This window comes from Phytomonospora sp. NPDC050363, assembly GCF_040655735.1.
In the GTDB taxonomy this organism is placed as follows: domain Bacteria; phylum Actinomycetota; class Actinomycetes; order Mycobacteriales; family Micromonosporaceae; genus Phytomonospora.
This window is the reverse complement of sequence record NZ_JBFAKK010000013.1, coordinates 176,662-200,612: the sequence shown is the minus strand read 5'-3', so window position 1 is coordinate 200,612 and position 23,951 is coordinate 176,662. Positions and strand designations below refer to the sequence as shown.

28 protein-coding genes and 1 tRNA gene are annotated in these 23,951 nt (G+C 71.6%); 14 read left to right on the top strand and 15 right to left on the bottom strand.

Features of this window, described 5'->3' with window-relative positions:
* Positions 1-3: 3 nt before the first annotated feature.
* Together AB0I28_RS30525 and AB0I28_RS30520 are read right to left on the bottom strand one after the other, a co-directional pair.
* A complete protein-coding gene (locus AB0I28_RS30525) occupies positions 4-195 on the bottom strand; it encodes a hypothetical protein (RefSeq protein WP_357499135.1) in 192 nt (63 codons plus the stop codon).
* Between the two features lie 59 nt (positions 196-254).
* Positions 255-479, bottom strand: coding sequence for a hypothetical protein (locus AB0I28_RS30520; RefSeq protein ID WP_357499133.1), 225 nt, complete (start codon positions 477-479; stop codon positions 255-257).
* Between the two features lie 46 nt (positions 480-525).
* Between AB0I28_RS30520 and AB0I28_RS30515 the strand changes: the two genes are divergently transcribed.
* On the top strand, positions 526-1,113 hold the full coding sequence (locus AB0I28_RS30515; RefSeq protein ID WP_357499131.1) for an MFS transporter: 588 nt from the start codon (positions 526-528) through the stop codon (positions 1,111-1,113).
* A 189-nt stretch (positions 1,114-1,302) separates the two neighbouring features.
* Here the strand turns inward: AB0I28_RS30515 and AB0I28_RS30510 are convergent, their stop codons facing one another.
* From AB0I28_RS30510 to AB0I28_RS30490, 5 genes are all read right to left on the bottom strand, one after another.
* The gene (locus AB0I28_RS30510; protein ID WP_357499129.1) at positions 1,303-1,446 is read right to left on the bottom strand and encodes a hypothetical protein; all 144 of its coding nucleotides are present in this window, start codon (positions 1,444-1,446) and stop codon (positions 1,303-1,305) included.
* Complete coding sequence (locus AB0I28_RS30505) at positions 1,443-1,907, bottom strand: hypothetical protein (protein WP_357499128.1); 465 nt, start codon at positions 1,905-1,907, stop codon at positions 1,443-1,445. The genes AB0I28_RS30510 and AB0I28_RS30505 overlap by 4 nt, the downstream gene beginning before the upstream one ends.
* Positions 1,908-1,934: 27 nt before the next feature.
* Positions 1,935-2,008, bottom strand: a tRNA-Ile gene (locus AB0I28_RS30500).
* A 359-nt stretch (positions 2,009-2,367) separates the two neighbouring features.
* Complete coding sequence (locus tag AB0I28_RS30495; protein WP_357499126.1) at positions 2,368-2,850, bottom strand: hypothetical protein; 483 nt, start codon at positions 2,848-2,850, stop codon at positions 2,368-2,370.
* Positions 2,851-3,062: 212 nt separating this feature from the next.
* Positions 3,063-3,680 carry a TetR/AcrR family transcriptional regulator gene (locus tag AB0I28_RS30490; protein ID WP_357499124.1) on the bottom strand — a complete coding sequence of 206 codons (618 nt, stop codon included), beginning with the start codon at positions 3,678-3,680 and terminating at the stop codon, positions 3,063-3,065.
* A 117-nt stretch (positions 3,681-3,797) separates the two neighbouring features.
* Between AB0I28_RS30490 and AB0I28_RS30485 the strand changes: the two genes are divergently transcribed.
* A complete protein-coding gene (locus AB0I28_RS30485; protein ID WP_357499122.1) occupies positions 3,798-5,285 on the top strand; it encodes an MFS transporter in 1,488 nt (495 codons plus the stop codon).
* A gap of 21 nt (positions 5,286-5,306) precedes the next feature.
* On the opposite strand, the gene AB0I28_RS30480 is transcribed toward AB0I28_RS30485, so the two are convergent.
* Positions 5,307-6,833, bottom strand: coding sequence for a hypothetical protein (locus AB0I28_RS30480; protein ID WP_357499120.1), 1,527 nt, complete (start codon positions 6,831-6,833; stop codon positions 5,307-5,309).
* Between the two features lie 122 nt (positions 6,834-6,955).
* Between AB0I28_RS30480 and AB0I28_RS30475 the strand changes: the two genes are divergently transcribed.
* The 3 genes from AB0I28_RS30475 (at position 6,956) to AB0I28_RS30465 (ending at position 8,649) form a co-directional block, all read left to right on the top strand.
* Positions 6,956-7,162 (top strand): hypothetical protein, encoded by a 207-nt coding sequence (locus AB0I28_RS30475; protein WP_357499118.1) that lies wholly within the window; start codon positions 6,956-6,958, stop codon positions 7,160-7,162.
* A gap of 326 nt (positions 7,163-7,488) precedes the next feature.
* Positions 7,489-7,770, top strand: coding sequence for a hypothetical protein (locus AB0I28_RS30470; RefSeq protein WP_357499116.1), 282 nt, complete (start codon positions 7,489-7,491; stop codon positions 7,768-7,770).
* A gap of 291 nt (positions 7,771-8,061) precedes the next feature.
* Positions 8,062-8,649 (top strand): TMEM165/GDT1 family protein, encoded by a 588-nt coding sequence (locus AB0I28_RS30465; RefSeq protein WP_357499115.1) that lies wholly within the window; start codon positions 8,062-8,064, stop codon positions 8,647-8,649.
* A 58-nt stretch (positions 8,650-8,707) separates the two neighbouring features.
* Here the strand turns inward: AB0I28_RS30465 and AB0I28_RS30460 are convergent, their stop codons facing one another.
* Entirely contained in the window at positions 8,708-9,703 is a 996-nt protein-coding gene (locus AB0I28_RS30460) for an SDR family NAD(P)-dependent oxidoreductase (protein ID WP_357499113.1), read from the bottom strand.
* A 75-nt stretch (positions 9,704-9,778) separates the two neighbouring features.
* Between AB0I28_RS30460 and AB0I28_RS30455 the strand changes: the two genes are divergently transcribed.
* The 3 genes from AB0I28_RS30455 to AB0I28_RS30445 all read left to right on the top strand — a co-directional run bounded on the left by AB0I28_RS30455 (position 9,779) and on the right by AB0I28_RS30445 (position 12,282).
* Positions 9,779-10,390 carry a TetR family transcriptional regulator gene (locus AB0I28_RS30455; protein WP_357499111.1) on the top strand — a complete coding sequence of 204 codons (612 nt, stop codon included), beginning with the start codon at positions 9,779-9,781 and terminating at the stop codon, positions 10,388-10,390.
* A gap of 63 nt (positions 10,391-10,453) precedes the next feature.
* Positions 10,454-10,990, top strand: a complete 537-nt coding sequence (locus AB0I28_RS30450; RefSeq protein WP_357499109.1) for a helix-turn-helix domain-containing protein — start codon at positions 10,454-10,456, stop codon at positions 10,988-10,990.
* On the top strand, positions 10,987-12,282 hold the full coding sequence (locus tag AB0I28_RS30445) for an MFS transporter (protein ID WP_357499107.1): 1,296 nt from the start codon (positions 10,987-10,989) through the stop codon (positions 12,280-12,282). The genes AB0I28_RS30450 and AB0I28_RS30445 overlap by 4 nt, the downstream gene beginning before the upstream one ends.
* A gap of 27 nt (positions 12,283-12,309) precedes the next feature.
* Here AB0I28_RS30445 and AB0I28_RS30440 read toward each other — a convergent pair whose 3' ends face one another.
* Both AB0I28_RS30440 and AB0I28_RS30435 read right to left on the bottom strand, forming a co-directional pair.
* Positions 12,310-12,531, bottom strand: coding sequence for a hypothetical protein (locus AB0I28_RS30440; protein ID WP_357499106.1), 222 nt, complete (start codon positions 12,529-12,531; stop codon positions 12,310-12,312).
* Between the two features lie 478 nt (positions 12,532-13,009).
* Positions 13,010-13,243, bottom strand: coding sequence for a hypothetical protein (locus AB0I28_RS30435; RefSeq protein WP_357499104.1), 234 nt, complete (start codon positions 13,241-13,243; stop codon positions 13,010-13,012).
* On the opposite strand from AB0I28_RS30435, the gene AB0I28_RS30430 reads away from it, so the two are divergent.
* Entirely contained in the window at positions 13,242-14,264 is a 1,023-nt protein-coding gene (locus tag AB0I28_RS30430) for a magnesium and cobalt transport protein CorA (RefSeq protein WP_357499103.1), read from the top strand. The genes AB0I28_RS30435 and AB0I28_RS30430 overlap by 2 nt on opposite strands.
* A gap of 127 nt (positions 14,265-14,391) precedes the next feature.
* Positions 14,392-14,778 carry an STAS domain-containing protein gene (locus AB0I28_RS30425; RefSeq protein ID WP_357499101.1) on the top strand — a complete coding sequence of 129 codons (387 nt, stop codon included), beginning with the start codon at positions 14,392-14,394 and terminating at the stop codon, positions 14,776-14,778.
* A 42-nt stretch (positions 14,779-14,820) separates the two neighbouring features.
* Here AB0I28_RS30425 and AB0I28_RS30420 read toward each other — a convergent pair whose 3' ends face one another.
* Entirely contained in the window at positions 14,821-15,297 is a 477-nt protein-coding gene (locus AB0I28_RS30420) for a hemerythrin domain-containing protein (protein ID WP_357499099.1), read from the bottom strand.
* Between the two features lie 128 nt (positions 15,298-15,425).
* Between AB0I28_RS30420 and AB0I28_RS30415 the strand changes: the two genes are divergently transcribed.
* From AB0I28_RS30415 to AB0I28_RS30405, 3 genes are read left to right on the top strand one after another with little or no spacing between them, the layout of a single operon-like run.
* Positions 15,426-16,565 carry a zinc-dependent alcohol dehydrogenase gene (locus AB0I28_RS30415; protein ID WP_357499097.1) on the top strand — a complete coding sequence of 380 codons (1,140 nt, stop codon included), beginning with the start codon at positions 15,426-15,428 and terminating at the stop codon, positions 16,563-16,565.
* A 54-nt stretch (positions 16,566-16,619) separates the two neighbouring features.
* On the top strand, positions 16,620-17,567 hold the full coding sequence (locus AB0I28_RS30410; RefSeq protein ID WP_357499095.1) for an SDR family NAD(P)-dependent oxidoreductase: 948 nt from the start codon (positions 16,620-16,622) through the stop codon (positions 17,565-17,567).
* Entirely contained in the window at positions 17,546-17,989 is a 444-nt protein-coding gene (locus AB0I28_RS30405; protein ID WP_357499093.1) for an SRPBCC family protein, read from the top strand. The genes AB0I28_RS30410 and AB0I28_RS30405 overlap by 22 nt, the downstream gene beginning before the upstream one ends.
* Here the strand turns inward: AB0I28_RS30405 and AB0I28_RS30400 are convergent.
* Positions 17,983-19,575, bottom strand: a complete 1,593-nt coding sequence (locus AB0I28_RS30400) for an NAD(P)/FAD-dependent oxidoreductase (RefSeq protein WP_357499091.1) — start codon at positions 19,573-19,575, stop codon at positions 17,983-17,985. The two genes, AB0I28_RS30405 and AB0I28_RS30400, sit on opposite strands and share 7 nt — an antisense overlap.
* Positions 19,576-19,746: 171 nt before the next feature.
* Here AB0I28_RS30400 and AB0I28_RS30395 point away from each other — a divergent pair, with 171 nt between their 5' ends.
* Positions 19,747-22,140: an Orn/Lys/Arg decarboxylase N-terminal domain-containing protein gene (locus AB0I28_RS30395; RefSeq protein WP_357499090.1), complete on the top strand. Its 2,394-nt coding sequence runs from the start codon at positions 19,747-19,749 to the stop codon at positions 22,138-22,140.
* Here the strand turns inward: AB0I28_RS30395 and AB0I28_RS30390 are convergent.
* Both AB0I28_RS30390 and AB0I28_RS30385 read right to left on the bottom strand, forming a co-directional pair.
* Complete coding sequence (locus AB0I28_RS30390; protein WP_357499088.1) at positions 22,082-23,152, bottom strand: cellulose binding domain-containing protein; 1,071 nt, start codon at positions 23,150-23,152, stop codon at positions 22,082-22,084. The two genes, AB0I28_RS30395 and AB0I28_RS30390, sit on opposite strands and share 59 nt — an antisense overlap.
* A 139-nt stretch (positions 23,153-23,291) precedes the next feature.
* The gene (locus AB0I28_RS30385; protein ID WP_357499086.1) at positions 23,292-23,930 is read right to left on the bottom strand and encodes a hypothetical protein; all 639 of its coding nucleotides are present in this window, start codon (positions 23,928-23,930) and stop codon (positions 23,292-23,294) included.
* Between the last annotated feature and the right edge of the window lie 21 nt (positions 23,931-23,951).

Below are 23,951 nucleotides of genomic sequence, written 5' to 3'. Positions count from 1 at the left end.
CGATCACTTTGGCCGCGCCGTGTCCTGATCGGCCAGGTGGCCGTCCACGGTGCTGTTCAGGTCCGCCATGAACGCTTCGACCTGTTCCAGGAACCGGGGCGGGTAGTGCGACATCGCGGCGTCGAGGCGGTGGGCGAGCGGGCCGAAGAACTCGTCCGCCCGTTCCTGGATGTGTGCTCCGCTGCGCAGAGTCACGATGCGCCGGTCGGAGTGCTCGCGGGCGCGGGTGATGTGCCCTGCCGCTTCGAGGCGGTTCAGGAGCGCGGTGGTGGCGCCGGTGGCAGGGAGATCCGCTCGCTCAGCCGTGCCGGTGACAGGGCGGTGCCGCGCTCCTCGGCGGCGGCGATCTCCAGGACCGCGGTCGCATCGGTGGAGTGCAGACCCAGCCAGGCGGCGAAGCGCCGACTGAGCTCGGCGTAGTGGCCGCCGTAGGTCCTCAGCGACTCCATCAGCCGCTCACGCTGTTCCGTTGACACCATTACGCACTGCTTCCTCCACGCCTGCGCCCTTCTCTTCCACTGCACGGTGCGCACGGTCACTCCGGCCTTCACCGCGGCCTCCCTGCTGTGCGCAAGCGCGCCGAACATCGAGTCCCTGATCGCCTTCCGCCTGCTGCAGGGCACCGCCGGAGCGATGCCGCTGCCGCAAGGCCTGGGCCTGCTGCGGGAGAACTTCGCCGGTCCCGAGCTCACCAGGGTCCTCGCGATCTTCGGCCCCGTCCTCGGCCTGGGCGGCATCATCGGCCCGGTCCTGGGCGGCTTCCTCATCGAGGGCGACTTCTTCGACCTGGGCTGGCGCTCGGTGTTCCTGATCAACCTGCCCATCGGCGTCGCGGCGATGATCGTCGCCGCGAAGTTCGTGCCCAAGAAGGCGGGCGACCGCGCGCTACGGGTCGCGGTGTTCGGCTCGGTGTTCTTCGCACAGGCGAAGACCGGTGCCTTCATCGACGGCTTCCATCGCGCGCTGATCGTCCAGGCATGTCTCCTGGTGGTCTTCCTCGCGATCACCTTCCTGCTGCCCAAGAAGGGCCGTCCCGAAGAAGAACAGCACGGCGGGATCACCCCCGAGGCGACCGCCGACGGCTCCGGCGCCAAGCAGCACCTCACCGTGTGAGCACCGGCCGGGGAGCGTGCGCGAGCAGCGGTCCCGGCGAAGCTTCTCGGCCCACCGGCCGGTCTCGCCGGCGGTTCGGCCGTATGCGTCGGGGTCGGGGACCACGATGCGCAGCCGCAGCTGTTCGGGCTCGCTTGGTAAGCGGTAGCGCACGAACCACGGAGCCGAACGGCGCGTCCTGCTTTGGTGCTACGCGCTCCCTGGGTGGGGGCTGACGGGCTCGGCCCCGCGCAGGAGGACGAACTCGGCCCATTCGGTCGCCGACAGCATCGACATCAGGGCCAGCCGGGTCGGCGGGTGGATGAGCTCGTCGAAGCCCGCCGGAGTGGTCATGCGCCCGGCCGGCGGAAGGCAGCGCGGTTGGCGGCCCTGCTCGTCACCGCCATGGAGACCACGAGCACGGCGCCGACGATCGTGTTGCGCACCGGGAGTTCCACGGCGTTGGCGACCCAGTAGGTGGCGCCGGTCAGCAGGACGGCGCCGAACGCCGACGCGGCGAGCACCACCCAAAAGCGGGTGGTCATGCGCGAGCGGTGGACGACGGCCTTGCCCCGGTGCCCGGCGAGCGTGAAGCAGGCCAGTGCCGCCACCATGCCCAGCAGCAGCGGGAGGAATTCGACGGACTCGGGCAAGGGCAGGTCGAGCGAGGCGATGCTCGCCCACGCCAGGACGGCACCGGCGGCGTCGAAGCCGCGGTGGCGTCCGCCGGTGGCGCCGTCGACGGCCGGCCGAAGCCATGACGGGCGCCGTGAGCGTGAAACGTGCTCACCGCGCGGCGCGAGGCCATCCTGCACACATGCAGCTCAGGGCAAGGTGATGAGTAGGGTGGGCGGGACTCGAACCCGCGACCCAAGGATTATGAGTCCTCTGCTCTAACCAGCTGAGCTACCACCCCTGGCGAAATGGCAGTGTCTCATAAGAGCGCCACGGGTGCGTCAACATGGGTCACGGAGGGCTCTGAGCTGCATATACACCCAAGGAACCTAGCCGAAACCCGGCTCGGGCCGAGTGGGCGTGAACACAGCGCTTTGGGCGTGTCGAGGCGATCGCCTCGACACGCCGTACGCACCTCGTGCACATCCTCTGTCCATGGCGGGCGGTTGGTTCTGGGAGTGGTTTCTGGCTCCATCGGGTCTGAGTCGGCCCCACTGCAAGGTTCGGGTGGAACTGAAAACGCGATACGGGACCGGAGTTCCAGCCAGAACGTTCAACGTTCGCCGGACATACCCGGCAGATCCGGCCAATGGCTTCGGCTCAGATCCGCTTGCGGCGCGCGATCTCGTCGGAGAGCCGCTGCACATGCGCGGGGTCGGCGTCGCGGGCAAGGGCGACGTAGTGGTCCATGACGGCCGGCCGGTAGCGCACGGGCAACGTCTGTCCCGGCGCGAGCCGGGTGAGTTCGGTGATCGTGAGGCCTTCGTCTGCGATACCGCGAAACGAGACGCCGTCGGCGGTCTCCACGTCCAACATCAAGACCACGCGTGGATTGCTGTTGACCTCCCGCCAGTCGACGAGAACGCCGAGCGCAAGCACCCCCGCACGCAGTTCCGCATTGCGTTTGCGTGCCTCACTGCTCAGGAGCGGGTTCGGGGCGACGCCCGGGAAGGCGGGCCCGACGCCGAGCGATTCTGGACTCAGATCGGGCCTGAGCCGCGCCATCAAGTCGTCGAGGTCCTTCTTCGAACCGAACATCCGCTGCGCCATCACATCGATGAGCTTCTTCGTCAAACCGAACATCTCGACCCCTCCCTCTTACCCGGCGGCAATTCGCGGGTCTCGACGACGACGTACTCGCCCCGCTCGGCCATCGAGAAGACCGGCGCATCTTCGGCCGCCGACTTTGCCGAAGTGTCGGGCGCTACCGGTCCCAGGTTCTTCGCGATCCCGCCCCGCGCCGCGCGGTGGACGCGTTCCCCTGTGGGCCCGTTGCGTGCGCCCCGGCCCGGGCGTCACGCACGGCAGGTCAGGGCCGCCGGGAGCTCGGCGAAGGTCTCCTCGACCAGCCTGGTCAGCGCCGCTCGTCCTCCACGGCCGCGTTGGGACGTCCAGCGCAGTGACGCCGTTCTCCAGGCCGCCACGAAGATCTCCACGGTCAGTCGCAGGCGCACCTCGTCGAGGTCCCCCGCGCGCCCGCCCACTGTCTCGACCATGGCCTTCGTCGTGTCCTGGCAGTAGCCGAGGCTGTGGGCCTGTAGCGCCGGGACGGCCTCCGACAGTTCGCGGGTCGCCAGGAAGCGGCGTTCCCAGTCGGGCTCCATCTCGCCGAGGGTCGTGTTCAGGGCCAGGCGCAGGGCTTCGAGCAGTGGACCGTCCAGTGTGGCGGTGCCCACGTAGGCCAGGTAGGCCGACCACAGGTCGCTGTCGGCCGCCAGCGCCACGTCCTCCTTGGAGCGGAAGTTGCGAAAGAACGTCCGCTTGGACACCTCGACGATGTCGCACAGCTCGTCGAGCGTGGTGGCGTCGTAGCCGCGTTCGGTGAACAGGCGCAGCGCGGTCTCCGACAGGGTCCGGTGGGTGCGCAGCTTCTTTCGCTGGCGCAGCGGCAGTTCGCGCAGGTCGTCGCTCACCCGCCGAGATTACCACCCGGGAGCTGTTGCGCCTTGACGTCGAATGCCACTGAGTGGCACTATCCCCTCGGTGGCCGATCATGGCCCGCCGACCGATCCCCGAAGGAGCCCGAAACCTTGAACGCAACGACCCGCCTTCGCCCCGCGATCTCGCTGGCGGTGGTGCTCCTGGCCTTCGCCGCCGTACCGATGTCCATCTCCGGGGCGGCCGTCGCCCTGCCCGGCATCGGCGCGGACCTGGGCGCCTCGGGCGCGCCCCTTCAATGGGTCATGAACGCCTACAACCTGACTTTCGCCTCGTTCACGCTGGTCGCGGGATCCACGGCCGACCTGATCGGCCGCCGCCGGGTCTTCGTGATCGGCGCGACGGTGTTCGCCGCCGGTTCGCTTCTCTCGGCGGCGGCGCCGGGCATCGTTCTGCTCGACGTCGCCCGTGCCCTGTCGGGGATCGGCGCGGCGGGCGTCTTCGCCAGCGGCGGTGCGATCCTGGCCACGACCTTCGACGGCGCCGCCCGCACCCGCGCCTTCGCGGCCCTCGGCAGCGCCGCCGGGCTCGGACTCGCCATGGGGCCGACGCTGTCGGGCTGGCTGGTCGGGGCGCTGGGCTGGCGCGCCGCCTTCGGACTGAACGCGGCGCTGCTGACCCTCGCGCTCGCGTTCGCCGGTTTCCTCGCCGAGTCGCGCGCCCGGCGGCGCCCCCGGCTCGACGTGCCGGGCGCGGTCCTGTTCGTCGCCGGGCTCGGCGCGCTGGTCCTCGGCACGGTCCAGGGGCCTGAGTGGGGCTGGTCGAGCCCCGGCGTGCTCGCGTTGCTGGCGGCGGGTATCGCCTCGCTTGTCCTCTTCGCCGTCGTGCAGAGACGCTCGGCCGCGCCGCTGCTCGACCTGTCGCTGGTGCGCAACCGCCGTTTCCTGGCGTTGTGCATGGTCCCTGTGGTGACGACCTTCGGCTTCGTGACGCTGCTGACCTACCTGCCGACCTACCTGGTCGGCGCGAGCGGCTTCTCCGCGCAGCGCGCCGGCACGATCCTGCTGCTCATGACCGCGCCGGTCCTGCTGGCCCCGCCCCTGGCCGGCGCGCTGGTCAACCGGGGTGTCCCGGGCCGGGTGCTGATCACCCTGTCGCTGGCCATGTTCGCGGCCGGAAACGCCTGGCTCACCGTGATCGGCCCGGCCACGTCCGTCGCCGTCATCGCGGCGCCGCTGCTGCTCATCGGCCTGGGCGCCGGGGTGTCGTTCGGCGTCGGCGACGGGATGGCGATGAGCCTCGTCGAGCCCGAACAGGCCGGGATGGCCACCGGATTCCTCAACACCATGCGCATCGGCAGTGAGGCCATCGTGATCGCGGTCTTCGGCGCCGTCCTGGTCAGCCTCATCGGCGCCCGCCTCGGTTCCACCGAACTCGCGGCGAAGGTCGCCGCCGGCGACCTGTCCGACGGCGCCTCCGCCACACTCGCCGCCGGGTTCACCGACGCCCTGCACATCGCGCTGTACGCGACGGCCGCCGTGTGCGCCGTGGGAACCGTGGCCATCGCCGCCGCTCTCGCCGAGCCGCGCCGCCCGGTCCCGGCTTCCGGGGAACAGCCGGTCGCCGCGAAGGTCGGGTGAGGGAGCCGTCGAGGCTTGCGGCTACGACGCCGGCCGCCCGAAGCGCCGACGCTCGGCCTGCGTCCCGGCGCGCGGATCGGCGGCCGTGACGAGGAGCAGGTTCGCGTACTCGGCGGCCATCCAGCGGCCGGCGTCGTCGGGGGTGGGGAGGATGGCGCCGACGGGGCGGGGGTGCGAGGTGTTGAGCACCGACACCGCTTCGGCGGCGGTCTCCCGGTAGTAGTCGAACAGGCGGATGCGGGCGGCTTCGAGGAGGCTGGCGGGCTCCTCCAGCTCCACCAGTTCCCGGAGGTGTTCGCGGACGAGTTCCGGGAGGGAGAAGCGGCCGTCCGGGCGTGTGCGGACGAGGTGCGCTCGCGTGAGCGTGGCCAGGTGGGTGCGGGTGTCGGCCGGCGGGAGTTCGGTGAGGGCGGCGACGGCGTCTTCGCCGATGTCGGTGCCGGGATGCAGCGCGAGCAGTCCCAGTACTCGGCGTGACACGACGGGGAGGCGGGCCACCGAGACGGCGAGGGCGGTGCGAAGGCCGCCGGCGAGCGCGACGGCGACGGGCTGCGCGCAGTCGGCGAGGCGCCAGTCGGGGCGGGCTCGCAGATACGCGGCGATGGAGGCGAGGGCGCCGGGGTGGCGGCCGACGCGGGCGGCGATCCAGTTCGCGGCGGCGGGATCGGCGTCGACGCGGTCGGCGCCGGCGGCGCCTCGCAGGAGCGTGATGGCGTCGTGGGAGTCGAGGGCGCCGAGCGGGACGTGTTCGGCGTCGCGCAGCCCGGACAGCCTGTGGCGGCTGGTGATGACCGTCCGGGAGTCGCGGCCGGCGGGAATGAGCGCCTCGACCGCGTCCTCGTCGGCGGCGTCGTCGAGGAACACCAGCGCGGGAACCTCCTCGGTGAGCGCCCGGTAGGTGTCGACACGGGCGGCGAAGTCGTGGGGGATCTGGTGGGCGGGCACCCCGAGGTGGCGCAGGAAACCCGCGAGGACGGCGCCGGCGGCGGCGGGCGGTCTCGCCGGGTCGGAGCCGCACAGATCCGCCGACAGCTGGATCCGGACGCCGGGATCGGCGGCGGCGGCGTGGTGCGCGGCGTGAAGGGCGAGCGCGGTCTTGCCGGCGCCCGCCATGCCGCAGACGACCACAGGCCCGCGCCGCCGCAGCAGCCGCTCCAGTGCCTTCGACTCCCGGCGGCGCCCGACCGGCGCGGTCGCGGGCTCCGGAAGGCCGCTCCTGGTGTCGGCGAGCATCGAGGCCGCCGCGTCGCCGCGGATGGCGCGCAGCGCGTGCCGCCACCGTTCGGGGTAGTCGGGCTCGGGGTGGAGGGCGGTGACGACGGCGACGAGCAGGTCTTCGTCGAGGCGGCGGCGCCCGTACGTGAAGTAGCCCGCGACGGTGCTCTTGTTGGTGCGTTCGGCCTCGGGCCGGCCGGCGCGTCTCCAGGCGCGGTTGACCGTGCGGGCGATGGACGCGTACGACTGGTCGCACGCGTGGGCCTTGAGCTGCCGCAGGCGGGTCACGAGGTCGTCGAGGCCGAGCGCCTCGGTCGGGTCGGGGAGGTTCACGAGCGCCTCCGGGGGTACGGGAGGCGCTCGTCCGACTTCGTGCGAGATCGACGCTGGTCGATGGCTATCGCGGCAGTGTGTCGGTGACGGCGAACCGTTCCCGAAGACACGAAGGAGTTCTCATGTCGAAGATCTCGCGACTGACCGACCGGATGCTGTCGGTGTTCGTCCCGAAGTCCACCGCCGCGGCCGGAGCCGGGATCCAGGCCTGCTACACCGAGGTCGACTGCCGCGTCCAGGAGTGCGGCTCCCGCCTGAAAATGTGCTTCACCACCTACTGCAACGGCGTCTACCACTCCGGTTCCTGCAACGGCTGCGGCTCCTGCTAGCAGCGCCCCGCGCGGCCGGGGATCTCGGGCCACGGCCCGGGTCTCCCCGCCGCGCGCTCCCCTCACCGGCGACGTGGGCCCGCGTCGGCCCGTCTTCACGCCACAGCGCACTGACTTCCCCTCGTTCCGTCGGCCGAGACCGCCGCCGACCGTCCCGCCCGGAACGGATCAGCGCATCACAGACCCTAGCGACGGCACCGGTTCAAGCGCGGCCCTCCGTCGCATAAGCCGTGAATCGGAAAGCGGCAACGGACCGGTGCGTGGCCGAGAGGCCCTTGGCGACCGCGGTGGGCGGGTCCGTCAACACATCGCCGTACTCTGCGGCGGTGAGCGATGAAGCGATCGTCGGCGTTCTCGTCGACTGCATGATCGAGAGTGTCAGGTTCTTCGACCGGGCAGACGGCGTCATGGATCCCGACCTCGCCCTCACCGCACTGGAGGGCATCGCCGCGCAGCTCAACGAGTCCCTGACCGACGGCCGGCGCCGCGAGCTCGCGGATCTGATCCGGGCGCGAGCGGCGACGCGGGATGACCCGCTGGAACGCGACTGGGTCGAGGGCGTGCCCCGGCACCTCGGACTCGACCGCGACTACCACTCACCAGACTGACCGCTCGCGGAGCGCTACCTGTGGGCTCGGTTCCGGGCCGGCGCCGCCGGGTGGCCTCGATCACGGCCGGCGTCGTCGTCCCGCCGGAGGGGCTAGGGTGTTGTTCGCGAAGGGGAGTAGTCCGCCAAGCGCATGATCGACATACTGATCGACCCTCGGGCCGGTCCGGTCATGCGGCCCCGTCTTGCGGGGTGGACGAGACCTTCGACTCAGGCTGTACACGCAGCCGGGTCGAGGTCGCCCTGTGCGCATCGCCGACCCGGCGTTCGATCGGGAAGGCTCCCCACTCTCATGACCGGGTTCTTCATCGCGCTCGCGGTGAGCTTCGGTGTCATCTTCGTCGCCGAGCTCGGCGACAAGTCCCAGCTGATGGCCCTCACCTTCGCCACCAGGTTCAAGCCGTGGCCGGTGCTCATCGGCATCACCATCGCCACCGGTGTCGTCCACGCCGTGTCGGTCGCCGTCGGCTACGGCCTGGGCGCGGCCCTGCCGACCGGGTGGATCGCCCTGGTCGCCGCGATCGCGTTCTTCGCCTTCGGCGCCTGGACCCTGCGCGGCGACTCCCTCACCGACGAGGAGAAGAAGAAGGCCGAGACCACCGACAAGAAGGCGATCATCGCCGTCGGCGTCGCCTTCTTCCTCGCCGAACTGGGCGACAAGACCATGCTCGCGACCATCACCCTGGCCACCTCCTACGGCTGGTTCGGCACCTGGCTCGGCTCGACGGTCGGCATGGTCGCCGCCGACGCCCTGGCCATCCTCGTCGGCCGCGCCCTCGGTAAGCGCCTCCCGGAGAAGACCATCAAGTACGGTGCCGCCGCGCTGTTCGCGGTCTTCGGTGTCTGGCTGCTGGTCGACGCCGTCGGCCAGCTCACCTGACCGCGACCTCCGCTTCCGGCCGGGGCGGGCGCTTCGTGCCCGCCCCGGTCCACGTCCTTCAAGCCGCGTGAGCGGCCCTCGCCTGCGCGAGGACGGCGTCGATCATCTCCTGGACCGCCGCCCGCGACCCGAAGTCCGCGCCGCCGAGCGCGCCTTTGAGGCTCGCCGCGAGATCGGCGAATGGGTCGCCGACGTCGAGTCCGGACAGTTCCCGGGCGAGTTCGGCGACGGTCCACGGCCGATCGTGGCGCTCCACGTGAGGTCCGAGGGACCAGGGCCGGTTCAGTGCGATCGTCCCTCCCCGCACCGACAGGACCTGCCCGGTCAGCGGGCAGTCGGCGGAGGCGAGGTAGGCGGTGAGGGGCGCGGTGACCTCCGGGCCGGTGGGATCGAAGCCCTCGGTGACCGGGGCGGGCATGCCGGGGACGTGTTCGGTGAGGCGTGTGCGCACCATCGACGGCGAGACGCAGTTGACGCGCACGCCCATGCGCCCGAGTTCCAGCGCGTGCACCGTCGTCATCGCCGCGATGCCGGCCTTCGAGGCGGCGTAGTTGGTCTGGGTCGGCAGGGGGTTGAGCAGGCCGGAGCCGGATGCGGTGTTGACGATGGCCCGGTCGACGGTGGGCGCGGCGCTGTCCCGCCAGTACCTCGCCGCCCAGTGGCTGACGGCGTAGGTGCCTTTGAGGCCGACGTCGACGACTCGATCGAAGGTGTCCTCGTCGAGGTCGACAAGGCCGAGACCGGCCTCCGTGGCGGCGTTGTTGACGACGACGTGCAGGTCGCCGAACGCCTCGACGGCCGCGGCGACCATGCGGCGGGCGTCACCGAAGTCGACGACGCTCCCGGTGTCGGCGACGGCCTCGCCCCCTGCCTCGGTGATCGATCGGGCGACGGCCTCGGCGATCGAGGCGTCGATGCCCGAGCCGTCGGGCGCCGTGCCGAGGTCGTTGACGACGACCTTCGCGCCCTCGCCGGCGAAATAGCGCGCCAGCGCGGCTCCGATGCCCCGCCCGGCACCGGTGATGAGCGCGACGCGTCCGTCGAGACTTCCCATGACGACCTCCACAATGATGCAGTCAATGCACTAATACATCGACTGTAGCAGTGCGTTCAATGTAGGATCTGGGCCATGGCGGGGTTGCGGGAGATGAAGAAGAGGCGCACGAGGGATCAGCTGGTGGCCGCGGCACTCACCCTCATACGCGCCCAGGGTTTCGACAAGACCACGGCGGCCCAGATCGCGGAGGCCGCCGAACTGTCGCCGCGCACGTTCTTCCTCCACTTCGCGACCAAGGAGGACGTGCTCCTCGCCAACGCCGCCGAGCGCACCGCCGTGGGCGTCGACGCCATCGCGGCCCGCCCGCCGGGCGCGACGGTCGACGAAACCCTCCTCGACGCCGTCCGCCGCATGATCGACCACAACGACTCCACCGACGTCGCCGACGGCCTCGCCGCCCTGCGCGCCGAACTCATCGCGACCGTCCCGGCCGTGCGGGCACGCGTCGCCGAACACGCCCTCACCGCCCAAGACGAGCTCGCCGACGCCCTGCGCGCCGGCTATGGGGACGACCTCGACCCCATCGAAGCCGCCGCGCGCGTCGGGGCCGTCGTCGGCGCCGTCAACGCCGCCATGCTCGCCGCCCTTCGGCTCGGCCGCTCACCGGCCGATCAGCGCGACGCGATGCTGCGCGCCGCCGAGTTCGCCATCGGCTCCGAGGGGGCCACTTCCCAGGCGCGGTAGCCGAAGCGGCCGCTTCGGAAATTCCGCTTGCGCAATGGTCAAGAATCGTTGACCATTGCCCGCATGTCTACCGACGATCTCCCCGAGACCATTCACGTCACCACCGAAGAGCAACTGCGCGCCGTCTCCAACCTCACCCGTCACCGGATCATGGCCGTACTCCGCTTCGAGCCGGCGACGATCACCCAGATCGCCGAGCGGGTCGGCCTCGCGAAGGGAAGTTCCAGCTACCACGTGCGGCTGCTGGAGCGAGCGGGCCTGGTGAAGGTGGTGCGGACCCGGAAGGTGCGGGGCGTCGTCGAGCGGTACTACGCCATGGCCGCGCGGGCGATCGCACTGCCGGATCCGGGCGAAGGCGGGCCGGATGTGCTGATGCGCCACGCGGTCGCCGACCTGGAGGCGTCGCCGGTGGAGTCGAGGAACGTGCGAATGGCGCACCTGCGGCTCACCGACGAGCAGTTCGCCGAACTGGCGGCGCGACTGCAGGCCCTGGCCGACGAGTACCGCAACCTGTCCGACCCCTCACTGCCCGACGCCTCGCTCGTCTTCGCGCTGTTCCACCCGGCACCGGGCGAGCAGGCCGAGGGGGACGCCAAGTGACCTCGAACCCTCGCAAGCTGCCGACCGGCTTCGGGCGGCTGTGGACCGCGCAGACGATCTCCTCCCTCGGCGACGGCGTCTCGCACGCCGCACTGCCGCTGCTCGCGCTGACGTTGACGCGGGATCCCCTGGCGCTCGCCCTCGTCACTGCCGCCGGAACGCTGCCGTGGCTGCTGTTCGGGGTGCTCGGCGGTGCGCTGGTGGACCGCTGGGACCGCCGGCGCACGATGTGGGTCGCGGACACGACACGAGCGGCGTTGCTCGTCATCCCCGCCGCGGCCGCCCTTCTCGACGTGCTGAGCATTCCGCTGCTCGCGGCCGTCGCCTTCCTCCTCGGCCTCGGCGGGCTCTTCTTCGACACGGCCGCAACGGCCTACCTGCCGGATCTGCTCCGCCGCGACCCCGCACTGCTCCAGCGCGCCAACTCCCGCCTGCGCGGAGCGCAGACCGCCATGTCCGGCTTCGCGGGGCCGCCCGCGGGCAGCGCGCTGCTCGCGCTGGGCCGGGCGGTTCCGCTGCTGGCCGACGCGGTGTCGTTCATGCTGTCCGCACTGCTCGTGCGCACGCTGCCGGCCATGCCCAGGCCCGTGCCGGAAGTCCGCGAGTCGCTGCTGATGCAGGCGCGGGCCGGAGCCTCGTACGTCTTCCGGGACCGGTTGCTGCTCGGTCTCGCACTGCGCCCGGCGGTCGGAAACGTCGCCTTCCTCGCCGTGGAGACGGTGCTCGCCCTCTTCGCGCACGACCGCCTCGGCATCGACACCTACGGTTTCGGCCTGCTCCTCACGGCGGAGGCCACCGGCGGCCTCATCGGCGCGGCCGTCGCCTCCCGCATCGGCCGACGACTCGGCACCGGCACCGCGCTCACCTGCACGGCCGCCGTCGAAGGACTCGCCATCCTTGGCCTGGCCGCCGCCCCCAACCCGTACCTGGCCGGGCTGGCGCTCGCCGTCTGCGGCGCTGGAATGGGCGCCACCATGGTGCTCGGGCCCTCCCTCCGGCAGGCGATCGTTCCCGCCCACCTCATGGGCCGGGTCGCCTCGACCTCCCGCATGCTGGCCATGTGCGCCGCCCCGCTCGGCGCCTTCCTCGGCGGCTGGCTGGCCACCGCCTACGACATCCGCACCCCGCTGTATGTCGCCGCCGGCCTCCTCCTGACGATGACGGCCGTGACGGCGTCCATGACCAGCAACCGCCGGGTCGAGGCGGCGTTGCGTGCCGCCGCACCGGCCGGCGGTGCGGATCGTTCGCCGGCCGAGGATTCCGCTCGGGAGAGTGCGCCGGACTTGGTGTGAGGCTTGGGGAACGCGATGCCCCAGCGGTCACTGCTGCGGAGGCGGTGGCGGCACGTGCGGAGTCCGGCCAGGTTCTCCGTTCTGCGCGGGCGGCGGGTACTGCGGGTGCTGCGGATATGGCGGCCGCCCTGGCACGGGACCGTTCTGCTTCTTGTTCTTCACCAGCACCACGGTGGTGATGACCGCCGTCGCGAGCACCACCAACACGACGACCATGCAGATGATCTCGCGCATGCCCAGCATGCCCATCCAACGCACCTCTCGCTCAACGGTGCCCGCCCGCAGGAAGTGGCGGACGGGCGGGCACCGCACGGCAGCTTCGCGTGCGTGTGTCCGACCGGGAGGCTAACCAGACGGGGCGGCTCAGACCTTGACTGAACCTTGCGCGCCCTCGGGACACACCGATGCGGGTTTCGCCGCGACGATGACGATCGCGGGACGGGGATAACTCACCCCCGTCCCGCCACCGCCGGCTCGGCGTCGAGGGGGTCGTCCTCGCCGAACGCGAGGGCCTGGCCGTGGTGTCGATGGTCAACGCGCCAAGGCGCTCGGCGTGTCACCGACGGCGCTCTACCGCTACGTCTCGGCCAAGGACGAGCTGCTGGAGCTCATGCTCGACGCCGGCTTCGGCGCCCCTCCCGGCCCGAGGAGTTCCGCTTCCAGCTCGAACGCGTCCTCGACGGCATCGGCGCGCTCATCGACCGACGCTCGCCGGACTGAGGGAGCCTCAGCCGGGACCGCCACCGGACGTGCCGGGGTCCACGGCGATCATCACGACGACGGCGATGATCCACGCGAGGCAGACCAGGACGCCGACCAGGACGGCGTGCCGGCGCAGGAACGATCGCAGACGACTCAGCGCGCAACCCTTTCCGTATCGTGGTCTCGGTTCCGGCGGCCCTCGGTTCACGACGGCCCACCGGTCGGCCCAGATTACCGTCGCGCGCTTTGAGGTGGACATGAGTCGAGACGAGCAGAGCACCGACGGACCCGACAGCGGCATCGTCGACTGCGCCCTCTACATCGACGGGGTCCGCCAAGGTGGCCGGGTTCCGCTCGACATCGCCCTGGAGACCGCGCAGGAGGCCGAGGACGGCTTCGTCTGGATCGGGCTCCACGAGCCGACCGCCGGGCAGTTCGACGCGGTGGCCGCCGAGTTCGGCCTGCACCCCCTGGCCGTCGAGGACGCCGTGCACGCCCACCAGCGCGCGAAGCTCGAAATCTACGGCGACATCGCCTTCGCCGTGCTCAAGACGGTCCGCTACGTCGACCCCGAGGAGGTCATCGAGGTCGGCGAGGTGATGGTCTTCCTCGGCGCGAAGTTCGCCGTCACCGTCCGCCACGGCCAGGCCGCCTCGCTCACCGGGGTCCGCCGGAGGCTGGAGACCGCTCCCGACGTGCTGCGCACCGGCCCGAGCGCGGTCTTCTACGCCGTCGCCGACCACATCGTCGACGGGTACATCCTGGCCGCCGAGGGCCTGGGCAACGAGATCGACGCCGCGGAGTTCCTCGTCTTCGACACCGACCGCTCCCGCGAGGACAACGTCACCGAGCGGCTCTACAAGCTCAAGCGCGAGGTGCTGGAGTTCCGGCGGGCCGTCAGCCCGCTCGCCGAGCCCCTCGGCCGCGTCGCCCGGGGCGAGATCGCCGCGATCGATCCGCGCACGAAGGACTACTTCCGCGACGTCGAGGACCACGTCATCCGCGCCGCCGAGCGCGTCGACGGCTTCGCCGAGCTGCTCACCGGCACGCTCAGCGCCAACACCGCGCAGATCCAGAGCCGCGAGAACGCCGACATGCGCAAGATCACCGCCTGGGTGGCGATCCTGTCGGCGAACACCCTGATCGTGGGGATCTACGGGCAGAACTTCGACTTCATGCCCGAGCTGCACTGGCGCTACGGGTACCCGATCATGCTGACGGTGATGCTCGGCATCTCGGTGTTCATGTACCGGGGGTTCAAGCGCAACCACTGGCTCTAGAGCCGGACAGACAGGTCTGAACACTGCATTCAACGCAAACGAGGCTTATGGTTCACTGGCGTTAACAACGCCTAAATTACTTTCCCCGGATCCGCCGTTCGGCGTCCCGGAGGCCTACGGTCGATCCATGACCGACAGAGAGAACGATCTCGGCGGCCTGGAGATCGACACGACCGATCACGACGACTGCCGCGTGCTCACCCTGCGCGGCGAACTGGACGTGGCGTGCCTGGGCATGCAGGCCGAGGACTTCTGCGCCAAGGTCGCCGACGCGCCCCGGCGGCTGGCGATCTGCGACATGCGCGAGGTCGCGTTCTGCGACTCCACCGGCATCGGCATCCTGATCCGCGCCGCGAAGCAGCTCTGGGAGCACGGCGGCGTCGTGCGCCTGCTGGCGCCGCAGCCCCACCTGAAGCACGTCCTCACCCTCAACGGCCTCACCACGGCGCTGCCGATGTTCGGTGACCTCGACGACGCCCGCCGCACCCCCGTCGGCGCACCCCCGCGCCGCTGAGCGGTTGCCGCCGCACAGGGGCGGCGGCCGTCCGCGCTCGCGTTACTTGTGGGCCGAGATCAGCGCCAGCGGGTCCGACGGGGCCTTCTTCTTGGCCGCGGCCATCTGCTCGCCGAGTTCGAGGAGCCGGTTGCGTCCCAGGGCCTTGCGGACCTCGGGGAACCACTCCTTCTCCTCTTCCTCGACGTGGTGCCGGGTGTTCTCGATGAGGACGGTGGCCTTGGCGTTGAAGGTCTCCTCGGTGGCGCTGAGGTTCGACAGCTCCGACAGCAGCCACGCCATGACGTGGTGCTCCTCGACCGACTCCAGGACGTGGTCGTCGGTCTCGGGGACCTCCTCGCGCGCGGCCGGGTAGAAGATCGTCTCCTCGATGAACGCGTGCGTGGTCAGCTCCTTGCGGATCTTGTCCACGAGCGCCTTGCGCTGCCGCGCGGTACCGGAGTCCTTGATCTTCTCGAACTCCTTGAACATCTTCTCCACGGTCTTGTGGTCTTCCTTGAGCAGCACGATCGCATCCATTGCGCATCTCCCATCGACGGTCAACGCGAGATACCCACCGTCACCGTCCCCAAACGGAAGGTTGACCTTCCTTGCGCGCGGGTACCCCCACGCTGACCAGGGACTCAACGAGCGAGGCGAGGTGTGCGATGCGTGCTGTCGTGTGGCGGGGACCGAAGACGGTTCGTGTCGAGGACGTGCCCGACCCCAAGATCGAGGAGCCGACCGACGCCATCGTCAAGGTGACGGGAGCCGCCGTGTGCGGCAGCGACCTCCACCTCTACGACCACGGCATGACCATGGCCATGAAGCCCGGCGACGTCCTCGGCCACGAGGCGATGGGCGAGGTCGTCGAGGTGGGCGCCGAGGTGAAGCACGTCCGGCCCGGCGACACCGTCGTCGTCCCCTTCAACATCTCCTGCGGCCACTGCGCCCTGTGCCGCCTCGGGCTCTACAGCCAGTGCGAGACGACCCAGCAGACCAAGGCGAAGAAGGGCGCCGCGCTGTTCGGGTACACCCACATGTACGGCGGGGTCCCCGGCGGGCAGGCGGAGTTCCTGCGGGTGCCGCAGGCCCAGTTCGGGCCCATCAAGGTCGAGGAGAGCGACCCGCCGGCCGCGCTGCTGCTGTCCGACGTGCTCCCCACCGCGTGGGAGGCCGTCGACCGCGCCGACGTCCCCGAGGGCGGGACCGTCGTCGTCTTCGGGCTCGGGCCGGTCGGCCAGATGTGCGTCACCGCCGCCTACCAGCGCGGCGCCGGCCGCGTCATCGCCGTCGACAAGATCCCCGACCGCATCGCGATGGCCACCGCCAACGGCGCCGAGTGCGTCGACTACAGCGCTTTCAAGGACGTCACCGAGACCGTGCGGGAGATGACCGGCGGACGCGGCGCCGACAGCGTCATCGACGCGGTCGGCATGGACGCCGACGGCTCGGCCGCCGAGCACTTCCTCCAGCTCATCAAGGTCCAGCCCGACCGCTTCCTCGCCCTCCACCAGTCGCTGGCCACCGTCCGGCGCGGCGGGACCGTCTCGGTCATCGGCGTCTACCTCGCCTGGATGCCGTTCTTCCCCATCGGCGACCTCTTCGACAAGCAGATCACCCTGCGCTGGGGCCAGGCCAACGTCCGCCGCTGGGACGCCGAACTCCTCGCGCTCCTCCGCGACGGCGACCCGCTGCGCGCCGGCGCGCTCATCACCCACGAGGCCGCGCTGGAGGACGCGCCCGAGATGTACCGGCGCTTCAAGAGCCGCGGCGACGGCGTCATCAAGGCCGTTCTGCGGCCCTGACCTCGACGCCGAATCCAACGTGTACCGGCCGACAGCGGAGGGTAATCACCTCGTATGCCGCTGAGATCGAGCCTGCTCGAGTCCGCCGTCGTGGTCACCGGGGCCACCAGCGGGATAGGCGCCGCCACCGCCCTGCTGCTCGCCGAGCGGGGCGCCCGGCTCGTGCTCGCCGCCCGCGACGAACGGGCCCTCGACACCATGGCCGACGCGTGCCGACGGCGGGGCGGGGACGCTGTGGGGGTCCTCGCCGACACCGCCGACACCGCGGCGGTCACCGCGATCGCCGAGGCCGCCGAGGACGCCTACGGGCGGCTCGACGCGTGGGTGCAGTCGGCCGGGGTCGCCTACTACGGGCACCTCGCCGACATGCCGGCCGAGCACGCCCGGCGCCTGCTCGACGTCAACGTGCTCGGCTACCTCTACGCCGCCCAGACGGCCGTGCGGCACATGAGACGCGACGGCGGGGTCATCGTCATGATCGGCTCGGGGCTCTCCGAGATGTGCATGCCCTACCTGGGCCTCTACAACGCCTCCAAGCACGCCGTGGCCGCGCTGGGCTCCACGCTCCGCCAGGAACTCGGCCTGGACGGCCCGCACGCGATCTCGGTGTGCACGCTGATGCCGGCGGCCGTCGACACTCCCCTCTTCGACCGCGCCGCCAACCACAGCGGCAAGCCGGCGAGGCCGCCCGGACCGCCGGTCGGCGCGTGGCGCGCCGCCCGCCGCGTCGTCAGGCTCGTCACGCACCCCAGGCGCCGGGCGCACGTCGGCGTCGCGGGCGCCGCCGCCGGGCTGGCGTCGCGGGCCGCGCCGCTGCTGACCGAGCGGGCCCTGGCCCTCTGGGGCCGTTTCGCGGTCCTCGACGCCTCCGAATCCACGCCGGTGACCGACGGGAACCTCTTCGAGCCCGACGGGCACGAGGTCCGCGTCACCGGTGAACACCGTCAGGAAGATCCGTCGCGACACACCGGGAGCGCACCATGGCCCACACCCGTCACGTGATCAAGGCTCCCGTCGAGGACGTCTTCGCCGTCTTGAGCGACGGCTGGACCTACTCCGACTGGGTGGTGGGCACCGCGCACATCCGCGAGGTCGACGAGGCGTGGCCCGAGGCCGGCAGCAGGATGAGGGTCACCACGGGTCCGTGGCCGCTGCTCAAGCACGCCGAGACCGTCTCGCTGGAGTGCACGCCGCCGACCAGGCTGGTCATGCGCCCGAAGGCCTGGCCCTTCGGTGAACTGACCGTCTCTTTTCGGCTGGTCCCCGAGGACGACGGCAGCACGATGGTGCACCTGCACGAGGAGATCAGCGCCGGCCCGCTGCACTGGATCCGCACCAAGGTCGACGACCTCCTGCTCCACCGGCGCAACAAGGAGGCGCTGCGCCGCCTCGCCGACATCGTCGTCAACCGCGGCCCTCAGTAGACGAGCCGCTGGGCCGCGCGTATCAGCCCCCGGTACACCGCTCCCCCGACCGGCACCGCCCGGCGCAGCGCCGCCCGCGCGGCGTTCGCGCCCGGCCCGCCGTGCACGCCGGGCCCGGGGTGGGCCGCGGCGCCCGCCAGGTACAGGCGGTCGACGGGCGAGTCGGCGCGGCCGAGGCCCGGGGTGGGACGAAAGACGAGCTGCTGCGACGGCGCCGAGGTCCCCGCGCCCAGAGCGCCGTCGACCATGCCCGGGTTCGCGCGGGCCAGGTCCGCCGGTCCCTCGACGTGGCGCGCGAGCACCAGCCCCGGCATGCCCGGCGCGACGGCCGCGACGGCGGCCTCGATGCGCTCGGCGTACTCGACGATGCCCGGGTCGTCCCGGTCGGCGTCGCGGAGTGTGGCGGGCAGGTGCGTGTACGCCCAAAGCGTCTCGGTGCCCGCCGGCGAGCGCGTGGGGTCGGCGCGGCCCATCTGTCCGGTGAGGATGAAGGGGACGGCGGGTTCGGTGTGCGCGGCCAGGGAGGCGGCCCAGTGGCTCAGGTCGGCGGTGTCGCCGCCGAGGTGGACGGTTCCGGCGGCGGCGAGGCCGGGGTCGGTCCAGGGGACGGGCCCCGACAGCGCCCAGTCGACTTTGAGGGTGGGGTGGTCGAGGCGTACGCGGTCGAGGTCGCCGGCGAGGCGGGCGGGGAGGCGGTCGAGGCCGACGAGGTCGCGGTAGAGGGTGGTGGCGGGGACGTCGGCGAGGACGGCGTGCCGGGCTTTCCAGGGGCGGCCGGCGGCGTCGACGACTCCGCGGGCGACGCCGCCGGCGACGATGACCTTGGTGACCGGAGCGTCGCAGACGACGCGTCCGCCTTTGGCTTCGAGGCGGGCGATGAGGGCGTCGGTGATGGACTGCGCGCCGCCTTCGGGGACCGGGAAGCCGAGTTGCTGCCCGACCATGGCCAGGAGCCAGCCGTAGGCGGCCGATCCGGTGCCTTCCGGGGAGACGTCGCTGTGCAGGGCGCAGCCGGTGAGCAGGACCTTGGCGCCTTCGCCGGCGAAGTTCTCCTCGCCGAACTCGCGCACCGACATGGCCATGCGGCGGGCGAGGCGAAGCAGGCCGGCCGTTCCGATGCGCCGGGTGAGGGTCTTGACGGGACGCACGGGCGGGAAGGGCGTGAACAGCGCGTCGACGACCGGGCCGCCGATGCGCCGCCACTCGTCGAACAGGTGGCGCCAGGCCGCGCCGTCGCCTTCGGCGAAGGCGTCCACCGAGGCCGCGGTCGTCTCGACGTCGCGGCTGAGCACCGCCGAGCGGCCGTCGGGCAGCGCGTGGGCGAGGACGGCCGGGGCGTGGCGCCAGCGCAGGCCGTGCTCCTCCAGGGCGAGGCGCGCGAAGACGGGCGAGACGGCCGTGAAGGGGTAGAACGCGCTGCACAGGTCCGAGCGGAAGCCCGCAGCGGTGATCTCGGCGCTGCGCACGCCGCCGCCGGGATGCGCGGTGGCCTCCAGGACGGTGACCGACCACCCCGCGTCGGCCAGCATGTTCGCCGCCACCAACCCGTTGTGTCCGGCGCCGACGACAACCGCGTCGCTAGTCATGTCCTCCCTGTACCCCCCGGCTACCAGGGCAAACGTGCCGGCCATCGATGCCGCCGAACGCCCCGGGCGAGAAGGGCCGGGAGCGCAACCGCCAGGCCGCCTCCGATGCACGTCCCCTTTGGGCGATTAGTTCGCTATACCCAGTCTGGGCAATTCCCCCTGGAGGTGGGCATGGAACATTCGACCGTCCTCATAGCCGTCGACGATCTCGGCGGCTCCGACAGCATGCTCTCGACGCAGGTCGAGGCACTCGGCGTGGCGCTCGCCGAACACGGGCACCAGATCCTGTGGGCGCGCACGCCGGCCGACGCGATGTCGGTGGTGAACTCCCGCGCGGATCTGGCCGCGGCGCTCGTCGGCTGGACGCTCGGCGACCCCGTCGCGGGCGACCGGCCCGCCGAGCGGGTCCTGCGCGCGCTCGGCGACCGCTTCAACCGGCTGCCGGTGTACCTGGTGACCGGCGACGCCACCGTCGACGACCTGCCGCTGTGGATCTCCGAGGTCATCGACGGCTACGTGTGGCTGCTGGAGGACACCGCCGACTTCATCGCCGGGCGCATCGCGCACGCCGCCGGGCGCTACCTCACCGCGGTGCTGCCGCCCTTCTTCCGGAAGCTGCGGGAGTTCGACGACGGGCGCGAGTACTCGTGGCACACGCCCGCGCACGCAGGAGGCGTCGCGTTCCTGAAGTCGCCGGTGGGGCGCGCGTTCTTCGACTACTACGGCGAGCGCCTGTTCCGCACCGACCTGTCGATCTCGGTCGGGGAGCTGGGGTCGCTGTTCGAGCACACCGGCCCGATCGGGGAGGCGGAGCGGGCCGCGGCGCGCATCTTCGGCGCCGACATGACCTACTTCGTCCTGCACGGCGACTCGACCTCCGACCGCCTGGCGATCCACGGGAGCGTCGCCAACGACGAGCTGGTCCTGGTCGACCGCAACTGTCACAAGGCGATCTACCACGGGCTGACCATCAGCGGCGGGCGTCCGGTCTATCTCGTGCCGACGCGCAACGGGTACGGGTTGATGGGCCCGATTCCGCCGGGGTCGATGGAGCGCGACGCGGTGGCCGCGCAGATCGCGAGCAGTCCGTTCACCGCCGATGCCGCCGCACCGGAGCCGGTGTACGCGGTGGTCACCAACTCGACCTACGACGGCCTCTGTTACAACGCCGTGCGGGTCGCCGAGCTGCTCGGGGCGAGCGTGCCGCGCGTGCACCTGGACGAGGCGTGGTTCGCCTACGCCCGCTTCAACCCGCTCTACGTCGAGCGCTACGCCATGTCGGTCGGCGAGGGGACGGTCGCCGAGGAGCTGCGGCCGACGATGATCTCGACGCAGTCGACGCACAAGCTGCTGGCCGCGCTGTCGCAGAGCGCGATGCTGCACGTCAAGAACGCCGAGCGCGGGGCGGTCGACCACCGGCGCTTCAACGAGACGTTCATGATGCACGCGACCACCTCTCCCCTGTACCCGATGATCGCGTCGCTCGACGTGGCCGCGGGGATGATGGACGGCTCCGGCGGGCGGTGGCTGACCGACGAGGCGATCACCGAGGCGATCCGTTTCCGCCAGGCCGTCGCGCGGGTCGGCGCGCAGATCGAGGCCGCCGCGGACCGGCCGGACTGGTTCTTCGGGACCTGGCAGCCCGACGTGGTCGAGGATCCGGCCGACGGGCGCAGCCACTCCTTCGTGGACGCGCCCTTGGAGTTGCTGCGCACCGAGCCTTCGTGCTGGACGCTGAAGCCGGGCGCGGCCTGGCACGGGTTCGAGGGCCTGACCGACGGCTACTGCCTCCTCGACCCCATCAAGGTCACCATCACGTGCCCGGGTGTCGACGCCACCGGCACCGTGGGGGACCTCGGTGTTCCCGCGCGGGTGCTCACCGCCTACCTCGACCAGCGCGGGATCGTGGTCGAGAAGACCGACGCCTACACCTGCCTGGTGCTGTTCTCCATGGGCATCACCAAGGGCAAGTGGGGCACGCTCCTGGACGGGCTCACCGACTTCAAGCGCCTGTTCGACGAGGGTGAGCCGCTGTCGCGGGTCCTGCCCGGCCTGACCACCGAGCATCCCGCGCGGTACGGGGACATGACGCTGCCGGGGCTGTGCGAGCAGATGCACCGGCGTCTGTCGGATCTCGGGCTCACCGACCTGCTCGACGAGGCCTTCACCGGGCTGCCCGACGCGTCGCTCACGCCCTCGCAGACCTACCAGCGGCTGCTGCGCGACGGCACCGAGCCCGTGCGCCTTGCCGAGCTGGCCGGCCGGACGGTCGCCACGCAGGTCGTGACGACCCCGCCGGGGATTCCCGTGCTCATGCCCGGGGAGAGCGCCGGGGCAGCCGACGGGCCGGTGCTGCGGTACCTGCGGGCGCTGGAGGATTTCGAGCGGGCCTTCCCCGGTTTCGGCAGTGAGACGCACGGCGTGACCCACGGCGAGGACGGGCAGTTCTGGATCACCTGCCTGCGCTTAAATACCGGCGGGGCACCGAGGGTGCCCCGCCGGGTGTTCAGCTTCCGGTGCAGACCAGGGTCGGCGGCGTGTTCGCGCCCGTCCAGTTCGCGATGAGGCCGAAGGCCGTCGAGGTTCCCGGCGCCAGCGTGCCGTTGTAGGCGACGTTGCCGGCCGTGACGGTCGTGCCCGACTGCGTCAGCCGCGTGTTCCACGACTGGGTGACCTGCTGCCCGTCGGCGAACACCAGCCCGACCGTCCAGCCCGAGATCGCGCGGGCCGAGGAATTCCGCACGCTCACCTCCGCCTGGAACCCGCCGCCCCACTGCGACACGACGCGGTAGGCGGCGGTGCAGCCGGCGGCCGGTGTGGGCGAGGGCGTCGAGGTGGGCGACGGTGAGCCGGTCGGGGTCGGCGTCACTCCCCCGAGGGCCGCCGCGACCGCCGGGTGGAAGCGGTCGGCCATCTTCCGGAAGCCGGAGTCGGTCGGGTGCACGCCGTCATAGGTGTCGGCGGCGACGTCGAAGCCGCTCCATTGGTCGACGACGGTGATGGGCGAGGCCGCCGTGGTCAGTCCCGCAGCCCAGGCGGGGATCCGCTCGTTGAGGGCGACGGCGTCGGCGGGACAGGTGTCGCAGCCGTGCATGGGGATGATCTGGGCGACGACGATCCGCATCGCGGGGTTGTGGGCGCGCATCTGGCCGACGAGGGTCGTGAACGCGCCGACCACGTCGTCGGTGGGGATCCAGCCTCCCCACATGTCGTTGGTGCCCAGGTGCATCACGACGACGTCGGGCCGGGCGGCGGCCAGCCACGACGGCAGCTGCCCGTTGGAGGCGAGCGTGGTGGCGGCCAGTCCGCTGTGGCCTTCGTGGTCGCCGTCGTAGCCGAAGCCGTAGTTGCAGCCGCCGCCGTCGGCGACGCCGCCGACGAAGTCGACGTCGGTGTGCCCGCCGGTGCGCAGGCGGTCCCACAGCAGTGCGCGCCAGCAGCCGGGGCCCGCGGTGATGGAGTCGCCGAGGGGCATGACGCGCACAGGGGCGGCGGCTTCGGCGGGGCGGACGAGGACGAGCGTGAGGGCCGCGAGCGCGACCGCGAGCAGGGTGAGCAGTAAGGATCTGCGGAACATGGGTGCCTCCTCGTGAGGAGGACCGACAGGGCGCGGTCTGCCGTCCGGCGGCAGCGCTCCCGACGCGACGCCGTATCGGCCCGGGGGCCGAACGTGACGAGGCCGATGCTATCGAAGTCCGGCGCGCGGTGGCGGGGTGTCAGGCGCGGGGCGCGGAATACCAGCGCCAGGTCTCCAGGCGAGGGTGGCCGGGAAGTTCACCGCGGCCGGTGGCCCACAGGAGCGTCGCCCAGGGGTCGGTGTCGGCGGGCGCTTCGGGGAACAGGCGGTACAGCGCCCGGGCGCACAACTGCGGGGGCGGCGTCCACGCGAAACCGAGCCCGCGCCCGATGTCGTGGGTGTGGACCAGGGTCTCGACGACCCCCATCGCGGCGAATCCCTCGGGGTCGGAGAGCCCGAAGACGTGGTGTGCGCGGGTCTCGGGCGCCACCGCCGAGGCCACGGCCCACAGGAAGGTCCCGCACGCCTCGATCACCTCCACCAGACCGGCCGCACCGGCCGCCGGATCACCCGACACGCTCAGCGCCGGTGCGTCCGGCGACGTGCGGGCCCACGCGAAGGGCACGTGGGTGTCGAGCGGCGGGCGGCGCGGGCCGAGCTGGCCCGCGTAGGCGAAGAGGTCGTCGGCGAGGTGCTCGGCGGTCTCCCGGCAGCTCCAGGTCAGATCCCCGGCGGGCACCGTCCAGTCGGTATCGACCGCGCCTCGAAGCGCGTCGGAGCACAGGTCCACCGCGTGGCGGACGTCCTGCGGGGTCACGGGGCCGGGTCGTCGGAGCATTCGGAAGAGACTAGCCGGGGT

Excerpts from the sequence above, each read along its gene's own strand:
- AB0I28_RS30520 (WP_357499133.1), bottom strand. The coding sequence starts at position 479 with ATGGTGTCAACGGAACAGCGTGAGCGGCTGATGGAGTCGCTGAGGACC.
- AB0I28_RS30510 (WP_357499129.1), bottom strand. The coding sequence starts at position 1,446 with ATGACCACTCCGGCGGGCTTCGACGAGCTCATCCACCCGCCGACCCGG.
- AB0I28_RS30495 (WP_357499126.1), bottom strand. The coding sequence starts at position 2,850 with ATGTTCGGTTTGACGAAGAAGCTCATCGATGTGATGGCGCAGCGGATG.
- AB0I28_RS30475 (WP_357499118.1), top strand. The coding sequence starts at position 6,956 with ATGTCGAAGATCTCGCGACTGACCGACCGGATGCTGTCGGTGTTCGTC.
- AB0I28_RS30465 (WP_357499115.1), top strand. The coding sequence starts at position 8,062 with ATGACCGGGTTCTTCATCGCGCTCGCGGTGAGCTTCGGTGTCATCTTC.
- AB0I28_RS30460 (WP_357499113.1), bottom strand. The coding sequence starts at position 9,703 with ATGGGAAGTCTCGACGGACGCGTCGCGCTCATCACCGGTGCCGGGCGG.
- AB0I28_RS30455 (WP_357499111.1), top strand. The coding sequence starts at position 9,779 with ATGGCGGGGTTGCGGGAGATGAAGAAGAGGCGCACGAGGGATCAGCTG.
- AB0I28_RS30450 (WP_357499109.1), top strand. The coding sequence starts at position 10,454 with ATGTCTACCGACGATCTCCCCGAGACCATTCACGTCACCACCGAAGAG.
- AB0I28_RS30440 (WP_357499106.1), bottom strand. The coding sequence starts at position 12,531 with ATGGGCATGCTGGGCATGCGCGAGATCATCTGCATGGTCGTCGTGTTG.
- AB0I28_RS30430 (WP_357499103.1), top strand. The coding sequence starts at position 13,242 with ATGAGTCGAGACGAGCAGAGCACCGACGGACCCGACAGCGGCATCGTC.
- AB0I28_RS30435 (WP_357499104.1), bottom strand. The coding sequence starts at position 13,243 with ATGTCCACCTCAAAGCGCGCGACGGTAATCTGGGCCGACCGGTGGGCC.
- AB0I28_RS30425 (WP_357499101.1), top strand. The coding sequence starts at position 14,392 with ATGACCGACAGAGAGAACGATCTCGGCGGCCTGGAGATCGACACGACC.
- AB0I28_RS30420 (WP_357499099.1), bottom strand. The coding sequence starts at position 15,297 with ATGGATGCGATCGTGCTGCTCAAGGAAGACCACAAGACCGTGGAGAAG.
- AB0I28_RS30415 (WP_357499097.1), top strand. The coding sequence starts at position 15,426 with ATGCGTGCTGTCGTGTGGCGGGGACCGAAGACGGTTCGTGTCGAGGAC.
- AB0I28_RS30410 (WP_357499095.1), top strand. The coding sequence starts at position 16,620 with ATGCCGCTGAGATCGAGCCTGCTCGAGTCCGCCGTCGTGGTCACCGGG.
- AB0I28_RS30405 (WP_357499093.1), top strand. The coding sequence starts at position 17,546 with ATGGCCCACACCCGTCACGTGATCAAGGCTCCCGTCGAGGACGTCTTC.
- AB0I28_RS30400 (WP_357499091.1), bottom strand. The coding sequence starts at position 19,575 with ATGACTAGCGACGCGGTTGTCGTCGGCGCCGGACACAACGGGTTGGTG.
- AB0I28_RS30395 (WP_357499090.1), top strand. The coding sequence starts at position 19,747 with ATGGAACATTCGACCGTCCTCATAGCCGTCGACGATCTCGGCGGCTCC.
- AB0I28_RS30390 (WP_357499088.1), bottom strand. The coding sequence starts at position 23,152 with ATGTTCCGCAGATCCTTACTGCTCACCCTGCTCGCGGTCGCGCTCGCG.
- AB0I28_RS30385 (WP_357499086.1), bottom strand. The coding sequence starts at position 23,930 with ATGCTCCGACGACCCGGCCCCGTGACCCCGCAGGACGTCCGCCACGCG.